Here is a 9,630-nt window from a genome sequence, read left to right as displayed (position 1 = left end):
ACTAAGGTCAAGGCGCATGATTGAGTAATAGCCGGCTATTGCGATTGAATGCAACGCAGATATTAGTCATTTAAACCAGTAAAAACGATCAGTTACTTAGGCTGATTGGTATACATAAAGAACACATTAATAATATATTTGAGCCCTTTTTTACAACCAAATGAGAACAGGTTTAGGATTGCATAATGTTTGTAACTTGGTGGTACCGTCATTTCAAGGGAGCGTTATATTTAATGATAAATTTACCCAAGGAAGCCAATTTATCATCGATTTCCCGAAAGATGTGCTTAATAAAAAAGAGTGAATTCGCGTATAAAAAAATCCACTCAACAAATAGCTGACTGGATTTTTATTTTCATACAGGCTTATACTCATTACGCTAAATAGTTGCTCAATCTTACTGATTAAAATGAACCACTTACGCCTTAATTTGGTTCATTTTTCTTAAGTAATATTTGATCATTTAATTAGCCGAAATGGTATTACTTTTGTGCTTCTTGTTGCTCTTGCTCTTCCTGTTTTTTATCTTCTGGTTTGCTACCACCACATCCACCACAACAACTCATATTATTCTCCATTTATTTAATTAATAAGATTAATTTTATCTAAGTGCTTAAGGTGCACTTAAAACCTATTTTTATCTTGATATTTTTGGTTAATTAATTAACTTTTGGTTTGATTAGAATAGGCAAATACAGAGCCACAAAACAACCAAATCCAATGGTCCAAAATAGTACCGTTAATGACAATACTTGGCTGTAATTATCTAATAAGTAGAGGCCAAAAACGCGAATAACAAACGCTGCAATGATAGCGAGAAAGGCAACTGTCATCGTTTTTCCGACCACGATCGTACGACCTGTATGGCCCAGTGAAACACGTGAGATCATCGCTAGGATCATGGTTGCCATTCCACCAATGGTTAATGTATGAATTGCCTGTGAATGGCTTACTAAGCTGCTGATTTCAGAAAGACCGAACAGCAATAAACCAAGCACAATACACCAATAGCTAATATGTAACGACCAGACAAGGGGCGTTTTCAACGTCACCCATATCTTCCATCTAATCACCCGTACAGCATGAATTATACTGGTGAGGATAAATATAATCGCAACCACCATGGATGGCAGTTCAATAAATTTAGCGCCTGCCATAACAGCAACTAAGATGCTGATAACAGATAATTTTTCTAAGATATTAATCGCATTAACGCGAGGGGTACCTGTACCGTTTGCAGTAAACATGGGAAAAACACGGCCCCCCATAATGCACATCACTAAAGTGACCAGTAATACCATAAAGGTGGTTGCACTACTGCTCAGGGCATAATCGCCAGTGTATGCCGCGTAATGTGTTAATGCATTGCTACTCGCCATCACTAATAAGATAGGAATAAACATTAAGTTACGCCACAGCTTCACCTTAATAATGGGGTAAGCGAGAGCAACAGCCGCGAGAGGTAAAAAGGCCATATCAACGATGATGATTAAAGCTTGTGGTAACTGCTCAGGAAAGAAAAAGGCAATACGCGCGGCTAACCATAACAACAGTAATAACAATAAACCTTTACCATTTAAACTACGAACGCCACTCCAATTTTGTACCGCCGTTAATAAAAAACCAACGATAATAGCAGCGGTAAAGCCAAATAACATTTCATGGCTATGCCACCACAGGCTCCCACCGTATAAACTCAAGGTCGTATCACCACGTAACAGTGCAGTCCAAATTAATAAACTGATAATGCTAAAAATGGCGCCAAAAAGAAAAAAGGGCCGGAACGCAAATTCTAAAAAGGCGACAGATTTATCAGCCACAATTTGTTTCTTTGATCCTGGAATATTTATCATGTTATTTATCCAATTATTCATTTTTACACGTTGTCATTACAACGGACTAATTTTTTTATTTAACTGTTATTGCCAACAATTCACTTAAAGCACGTTGTTGTTTATTACCTAATAAATCTTGCAGTGTGTAACTATCTAATGTTTTAAAAAAGCTCTCTTGTGCTTCTGAAAAAATACGCTTTAATTGGCAACTTGGAGTGATCACACATTGATTGTTATCCCCAAAACACTCAACTAATTTATTATTATCTTCAATTGCACGCACCAAACTACCAATATTGATCTCATTGGCAGGTCGATTTAATTTAAGACCACCATTTTTGCCACGAGTAGCTAACAAGTAACCTTGCAGGTTAAGCTGTTGCACAATTTTCATTAAATGGTTTTTAGAGATCGCATAACTTTTTGCGATCTCATTGATGGTGCTTAGTTGCCCAGTATTAATTGCTAAATAAATTAATACACGTAATGAATAATCGGTATACCGGGTGATGTGCATCTACTTACCTTAGCCAGAATTAAAGATGTATTAATTTTACATCTTTAAAGCTAACTGTAAATAGTTTTAAATTAGTTACGATTAAATTATTTATTTTAATAAGTGAACAACGCTTGCAGTTATTGCAAATAAGTAAGTTTAATAAGGGGTATGAAGATAGAAAGATCGGGAGAAGATCGGGGACATCCGTAAACTTTGACTGAATTTCAAGCTTAATCTATGGTTAATTAATCTCCTCGGTTAAATTTTGCAAGCTACATGACTCAATCTCGAGGTGCATTGATTTCACTTGTCGATACGCCGTATTATCACTGTATTTCTCGTTGTGTCCGTCGCGCATTTCTCTGTGGTAATGATAAATATACAGGCCAAAGTTTTGAACATCGACGTCAATGGATGGTTGATCGAGTTCGTTATTTATCTGAAGTATTTTCAATTGAAATTTGCGCCTATGCCATTATGACGTGGTCAACTAAATTCACACACCCTAGTTAAGCAACTTTTTTCGCATACCCGTTTATCATTTCAAAATAACTTGGACTGCAATATCCCAAGTAAGAATGAAGTCGATACGGGTTGTACCACATAGTGATGTAATTTAAGATATCCTGCTGTGCATCATATCAAGTTTCGTCATTTTTCCAGTGCACTCTTTCTTGTTTTAAACTGCCAAAAAAGCTTTCCGCAACAGCATTATCCCAGCAACAACCTTTTTACTCATGCTACCAATTAGCCCATGACGATTAAGTAGCTTTCGGTATTTATCACTCGCATATTGCACTCCTTGATCTGAATGAACAATAAGATCTTTGCCTGGATTTCGTTGCCAAATTGCCATCAACAGTGCATCACAAACAAGACTTGCTTTCATTCTTGATGACATACTCCAACCAACTATTTTTCTCGAATATAGATCAATAACAACAGCAAGATACAACCAACCCTCTATTGTCCAAACGTCGGTTATATCACCAATCCAAGCTTGATTGGGTTGGTCAAATTTAAAGTTTTGTTTAAGTTCATTTTTAAAAATGGGTTTATTATATTCGCTGTTTGTTGTCGATTTATATTTCTTTTTGTAGTGAGCCCAAACACCAGCTTCTTTCATTAATTTAGCTGTTTTCCAACGTCCTACAGGGAAGCTAAACGCATTTAAGGTTTTTTGCATTCTACGGCTCCCACACGTGTAATCACTGCTTTTAGCTACGTTCTGGATAACCTCAATCATGTTTTCATGATCAAGTGCAATTTTTTTATTTTTGGACCGCTTTAAATAACTATAATAATTACTGCTTTTGACACCGACTAAAGGACAAATAATACTCACTGACCAGGTCTTCTTGTGCCTTGTAATAAACGAATACTTTATTTCGTTTCTTTGGCAAAGAAGACCGTTGCCTTTTTAGGATCTCACGCTCCATTTTAAGCTTTCTATTTTCTTCCCGCAGTTGACGAATTTCCAACTGCTCAGGTGTTAATACCCCATTCCCCCTAAATGCTAAGCATCTTCTCTGTCAACTTCTTTAATCCATTTACCTAGCAATCGCAAGGTTTCTAGCTACATCGGCTTTTGAGTATTTTTTACGTGTAGCCATTTCATCTCTCCAATTAAGTTCATTATATCTTAACTGGGGTAGGTGAATCTATTAAACCACGTCATATATGACTGGTAAGAGACTATTGAAAATCATGATGGCAAAGTGGTGGTTAGTTTAAATAAACAGAATATCGCCTCTTACCAGGGTAATTTTCCAAGGTGAGGCACTAGCAAAAAATACTTTAGCGCTCAATTACCGCGTGCGTGACGGTAAAATAAAATTTGCGAGCAACGTATTTTCCTTTGAAAAGGGAAGCGCTAAACCATATCAACAATCACGTTATAGTGAATTTAAAGTAAATTCACAGGGTGAGTTATTGCTCAATGCGATGTTCGATAAAACACTAAAGCTTATCACGCTACTTTAAATGAGAATTAAAATCTAATCGACAGAAAATAACCTAAGTTTTACATTAACGTTTTTGATGGTTTTAAAGAGTTTATGTTTAGCGAGTCACTCTGTTTTGGTGTGTTTGAAGGGTTTATTTTATTGCAGGCAAAGGAAAGGGCAACCTAAACTGACTGAATGTTTAGCGAGTCACTCTGTTTTGGTGTGTTTGAAGAGTTTATTTTATCGCAGGCAAAGGAAAGGGCAGCCTAAGCTGCCCTAAGTTTAGTCACTCTATCCAGTCCATGATAGTTGATGCTCCCTGCTTACATCCGTTTGACTAATTGCCATATTCAAGGCATCCACTTCCCATTCCTTTGGGTGCTTCCCTTTATACATCCTTATAAGATAAACATCATGTCTATCCGTCATCTCCTTTTCCTTAGGAGGTGTCCTTCACTTGTCATCCTGACTAATAATAACCATCCTAGTTATTATATTCCCTTCATCCTGAAAGGTGCTCCTTAACTACATCCTGTAGTTTGTTCCCTGGTCTTCCTTAACAATAAAACATCCTGTTTTATTTTCTCTCATCCTGAGAGTGTCCAGCTTGTCATCCTGACAATTGCAAAGAGTTAATTCGTTACTGTCTTACTTCCTGTAAAACCGTATCTCCTCTCTACGCAACAAATAATACCCGTTTAAGCAAGTTGAGTTCTGTTTTTAGGCAGGAAACTTTGCATATAAATAACATCAAAAAATAATATAACACTATAAATCAAATGGTTATGTTGTTTTATGTTATTTAGGTAGTGAAATAACTTTTTAATTAGCACAATCTCCTAAATCTAAAATGGTCGATCTCTCACATGCCTTTTTAGGCGTAAATAATCGCTGAAAAATAAGTGTGACCGAGATAACAGGAAAGGGTGTATGTGTAGTTGCTCTGTCTCTATTTTAAGTTTAAAGAGCGCTTATACCAATCCGCCTAAGTAACTGATCGTTTTTACTGGTTTAAATTACTAATACCTGCGTTGCATTCAATCGCAATAGCCAGCTATTACTCAATCATGCGCCTTGACCTTAGCAATTTACCCTACGTAAAACCTGATCATTATATTGAGCGGAATGGTATTGCTATAAAAATATTAAACGCTCTTTTAATCGTTACAGTTTATTTAAGCTTATCTTTTTTGTTTGGTTTAAAGAGATAAGCTTGGTTTTACTCACACGGTAGCGATATATTTCACGCAAATATTTAATCGCGCGTTTAACGTTTTCAGAAGTTAAACGAATATCATTAATCGAAACAAATTTTTCATCATCACCTAATATTTCACGATACTTTTTCTCATACATCGGTTTAATCGCATGCCAGTTGGTATCTAATATTTTAGCCGGATTTTCAAATTCTGAAATCATCTCATCAAGCCCAGCCTCATCAAACTCATCATCTTTAATCAGATTTAGAAATGCTTCATCAAACTTATCATCATAGCTGTACTCACCTTTCGCAAAACAACGTTTTACATAAGAGACAATTAGGGTCAAAAAGTCATCACTTAAACACGGGCTTTTTGCAATCAGGGTGGTTAAAGAGATATTTTCAGAAGCACCAATAACTAATGCATAACGCTTCAAGGTAGTGTTGGGAAAGAGGCTATTAAGATGTGTTTTTAACTTATTCAGGTCCATATAAGATAGTTTGTAATCTTTGGGTAACGAGATAATTGAGACTATCGACGAACATTTATTAAAAAATAGGATCTCTTTTAATTTACTGGTATCAAAATTATTATTACGGCAATCGGCTAAATGCTCACGGTAGGCTCCTGCTTCCATCGGTAGCAGGCTTACTCCCTCAATAGCACGGGTGTCTTTGTTAAAATGTGGCAGATCAATCGAGCGGAAGAACAGATCATCAATATCCAACTCAACTAACTCACTTGGCCCTGATTGGCTACCATCAATAATAGGTGCGGTTTTTTTCACAGTCGATTCGGCATAAGCAATAGTGACGGGCCCTGCGAGGCTCATAAACAGATCGTTGGCATCTAAACGAATGGTTTCGCTGATATCCACCCCTGCACGGCGAAAGTAATCTTGGTCATAATCTTTGGTCACCGCTTGCGCAGTAAGAATATTAAAAATTTGTTGCGAGATATATTGATTGGCATATTTTTCCATGGTACTCACATCAACATTTTGCATGCTACCACCATCCGCTTCTTCAGCGTAACGCATAATATCATTTGATATCAGCATCATAGAGTTCCAAGGACGTAAACGATCTACAATAGTGCGTTTATTATCGTCCTCTTCTCTGTCTAAGTTATAGGAAAAATCCCACTCCTCAGACAGGTATTTACACAACAACCGTCCAGCATTGATATGTAGCGCCTCTGAGAGTTCCACTGACTGACAAGAAATATTAGGTAAAATACAGATGCCACTACTAAAAATAGGCTCAAACACAAAAGAGTGTGCATCGCTACGTGACTCTTGACCCTTTTTCTTAGTATGCAAGGTTTTACTCATGTAAGCATATTGCTGCGCAAGGCCAAACTCTGATGCCATACCCGAGCCCGTCCCACCGCCTGCACTAAAAATATAAAAGAATAGCCGTGATTGGTTCGCTTTAATACCACAGGAATCAATCAGATAAGAGTGGAGTAATTTCCAATCTTTATTTAAAAACTTCTCTGCGCCTTTATTAAGAATAATCTTTGCTAAATATTGCCCTAAAACAGGGGCGTTACCAGAGCCTCCTGCATGCACCTCAGAAAGATCCATTATCTTCATTTTAGAGTAACCATCTAACAAGCTATCTTTACCATCCATATAGGAATAACGCACACGTCCATCAATATCTTGGTCTAGATCCCCTAATATGACAAAGGGCTCAATCAGAAAGGCGGCGCGTTTATCGTGCGAGGGTTTAAGTCCTAAGCTTTTTTTAATCCAACCACTTGCACCCGAGGAGCTTTGTTTAGCAGATGACTTTTGAAAATCATTAAGGTAATAGTTACGCGCGTTATAAACCAGATTAGCAAGGTCTAATGAGATATTTGACCCACAACGACCTAACCCAACTAAACAAACGGAGGGAAATGGTGCATTTTCTTGGTCTTCTGCTGTGAAGTTATCATGCAGTGGATATATCTGAGCTTTTAACTCTGCCAAGTTTTCTACAATACGCTGCGTATCGTCTTCGATAAAATAGATATGTTCAGAAATAGGGACGACATTATCATCAGGCTCTACCACCTCACTATTTAAAGTGACAGATTGTTTTTTTGCAATGGGCTTGCTACTCACTTTCGGTTTGTTTTTTACTTCAACCTGCTCTATTTTATCTATCGTTTTATCAACTGCATCACCCTGCGACACCTGTTTTTTTAATGCGTTCTTTTTTGTTTCCATGCCCGTTCTCTCTAAATTAATATACAAAGTACACTAAGTATAGTTGATAAAGAACAAGTACTTATTTGAGAAAAGAGATACTGAACATACTTTGGACAATCTATTAGAAAATAAAACACAAAAAAAAGAGGCCTAAGCCTCTTTATGAATAACAAGTTAACAGGTTGTTATTAAACCTTAAATTGTGCGACTAAACTATCTAACTGAGTACATTGCATATCCAGTGCAACGCAAGCAGTTTCTGCATCAGAAACCATACCTACCACTTGATGACTATTTTCAGCGATATGTTGCACATTCACATCTTCACTTACTTGGCTCTGCTCCGTGGCAGCCGTTGCTATTTGAATACTCATATCATTAATAATATTAATTGCACTAACAATGGCATCAATTGAGTTACCTGCAATATCAGCTTGTTGTACAGTTTCTTCACTATTGATTTGTGAAGAGGCCATCACTTTAACCGCTGGTTGCACACCATTTTGTAATTTTTCAATTATGTTTTGAATCTCACCCGCACGTGCGGCTTCAATGGCAGCATTTAATGCCAACAAGTTAGTTTGATCTGCAATACCACGGATAGAGCTAATATCTTTCACATCATGCTCTAAGGTGTTAATGACTTCTCCCGCCTGTGCAATCTCCGTGGATAACGATTGACCGTATCACCTAATACTAATTTTGCATTGCTTGCTTCGTCACTGGCATTTTGAGAAGCAGAAGCAGCCTCATTCGCATGTTGACTCACCGTTTCACTGGTCGCACTCATTTCATGCACGGCGGTTGCTACCGCATCACTTTCTTGTTGTTGCTCACTTGCACCCACAGAGATAGAGTTAGTTACATTACCAATATTAACCATCTCATGACGCACCTCTTGTGAAGCAGTAATCACCTCTGAGATAGTTTGCTGTATCTTTTCAACAAATAAATTAAAAGAACCTGCAAACTGACCGATCTCATCCTGTGTTTCCACATCGACACGTGCCGTTAAATCTCCATCACCCGTTGAGATATCTTTCATGGCACTGTTCAAGCGTTTAATCAGGGCAACAATCACACCAGATAAATACCATGTTAAAAAAGCAGACAAAACAATGGTAATTAAACCACCAACCTCCATCATTTACGTGCTACGAATTACTTTTTCATGTTTTTCTTGAACTAAGTTAGCTTCTGTACTTTCAATGGTGGTTTGGAGTTTTTTTAAAGAGATACGCATCTCAATAACAGTGCTTTCATCCCTATGATATGCTTTTCATAATAGTTATCATAACCACTATCCAATGCAAACAGTCCTTTGTAGAGGGTAAACCAACGCTGAAAATTACCTTTTAATGCCTGCATCTCTGCTTGGTTTTGATTACTAATCAAACCTAAATCTATTAACTTTTGTGGCGAATATAAGCGTTTTTCTACTTTTTCAGATTTATTTCTAAACTCCATTTTGTAATGATTAACCTCTTCACCTAAAGCTAACGCTTTAGCAGCAGTCATGATCTGATACAAATCTCGATAACCCTCATCAAACTCTTTTAACGTGGGGGAAATATGCGGGCTTAATAGGTTATCTGATTTTTCTTGGTCATTAAAAGCTGACCAGACATTCAACAAAATAATAACAAATAAACCTGAAACCAATGCCACTGGTAACGCCTTTTTCACCCTAAAATTCATTTTATAAAGCACAATAAATCTGTTATATACCCAAACGACTTGATAATATTTCGCATCTAGCTCATCGCACTTCAAACTGCAAAATTGAAGGTTTGAAAGTTGTCATTAATTCTACTCGTTAAAGTACTACCAATTTCGGGAAGGGTAAGGCTAAAAAACTCATTAATACTCTGTCGAAATTCTTTTGCTGTTGCAAAGTATTTATTGTTTCTTGCATATTCACTCATCACCTTCCACAGTCGCTCTATAG

At 37.1% G+C, this 9,630-nt stretch carries 7 protein-coding genes and 3 pseudogenes; 2 read left to right on the top strand and 8 right to left on the bottom strand.

The genetic code is table 11. The features are described 5' to 3' along the window. Positions 1-659: 659 nt before the first annotated feature. Positions 660-1,874, bottom strand: a complete 1,215-nt coding sequence (locus tag G322_RS0114455; RefSeq protein WP_245542327.1) for an NnrS family protein — start codon at positions 1,872-1,874, stop codon at positions 660-662. Between the two features lie 34 nt (positions 1,875-1,908). Further along, on the bottom strand, positions 1,909-2,352 hold the full coding sequence (locus tag G322_RS0114450; RefSeq protein WP_022942453.1) for an RrF2 family transcriptional regulator: 444 nt from the start codon (positions 2,350-2,352) through the stop codon (positions 1,909-1,911). Positions 2,353-2,610: 258 nt separating this feature from the next. Here G322_RS0114450 and G322_RS23475 point away from each other — a divergent pair. Beyond that, positions 2,611-2,814: pseudogene (locus G322_RS23475) on the top strand (transposase); the annotation flags it as partial. A 29-nt stretch (positions 2,815-2,843) separates the two neighbouring features. Here the strand turns inward: G322_RS23475 and G322_RS21895 are convergent. Continuing rightward, positions 2,844-3,947 (bottom strand): annotated as a pseudogene (locus G322_RS21895) (IS3 family transposase). A 121-nt stretch (positions 3,948-4,068) separates the two neighbouring features. Here G322_RS21895 and G322_RS24860 point away from each other — a divergent pair. Further along, positions 4,069-4,317, top strand: a complete 249-nt coding sequence (locus G322_RS24860) for a GDYXXLXY domain-containing protein (RefSeq protein WP_425413900.1) — start codon at positions 4,069-4,071, stop codon at positions 4,315-4,317. Between the two features lie 1,127 nt (positions 4,318-5,444). Here G322_RS24860 and G322_RS0114430 read toward each other — a convergent pair. From G322_RS0114430 to G322_RS24310, 5 genes and pseudogenes are all read right to left on the bottom strand, one after another. Next, positions 5,445-7,700 carry a hypothetical protein gene (locus G322_RS0114430; RefSeq protein WP_022942450.1) on the bottom strand — a complete coding sequence of 752 codons (2,256 nt, stop codon included), beginning with the start codon at positions 7,698-7,700 and terminating at the stop codon, positions 5,445-5,447. Between the two features lie 170 nt (positions 7,701-7,870). After that, the gene (locus tag G322_RS22425) at positions 7,871-8,302 is read right to left on the bottom strand and encodes a methyl-accepting chemotaxis protein (protein WP_022942449.1); all 432 of its coding nucleotides are present in this window, start codon (positions 8,300-8,302) and stop codon (positions 7,871-7,873) included. Positions 8,303-8,310: 8 nt separating this feature from the next. Then, positions 8,311-8,829, bottom strand: a complete 519-nt coding sequence (locus G322_RS22420) for a methyl-accepting chemotaxis protein (RefSeq protein ID WP_022942448.1) — start codon at positions 8,827-8,829, stop codon at positions 8,311-8,313. 80 nt (positions 8,830-8,909) lie between these two features. Then, complete coding sequence (locus G322_RS22415; RefSeq protein ID WP_022942446.1) at positions 8,910-9,350, bottom strand: hypothetical protein; 441 nt, start codon at positions 9,348-9,350, stop codon at positions 8,910-8,912. Between the two features lie 101 nt (positions 9,351-9,451). Then, positions 9,452-9,630: pseudogene (locus G322_RS24310) on the bottom strand (IS630 family transposase); the annotation flags it as partial.

This window comes from Psychromonas hadalis ATCC BAA-638 (genome assembly GCF_000420245.1).
GTDB lineage: Bacteria > Pseudomonadota > Gammaproteobacteria > Enterobacterales > Psychromonadaceae > Psychromonas > Psychromonas hadalis.
This window is presented reverse-complemented; position numbering and strand designations above follow the sequence as displayed.

Excerpts from the sequence above, each read along its gene's own strand:
- G322_RS0114455 (WP_245542327.1), bottom strand. The coding sequence starts at position 1,874 with ATGAATAATTGGATAAATAACATGATAAATATTCCAGGATCAAAGAAA.
- G322_RS0114450 (WP_022942453.1), bottom strand. The coding sequence starts at position 2,352 with ATGCACATCACCCGGTATACCGATTATTCATTACGTGTATTAATTTAT.
- G322_RS0114430 (WP_022942450.1), bottom strand. The coding sequence starts at position 7,700 with ATGGAAACAAAAAAGAACGCATTAAAAAAACAGGTGTCGCAGGGTGAT.
- G322_RS22420 (WP_022942448.1), bottom strand. The coding sequence starts at position 8,829 with ATGATGGAGGTTGGTGGTTTAATTACCATTGTTTTGTCTGCTTTTTTA.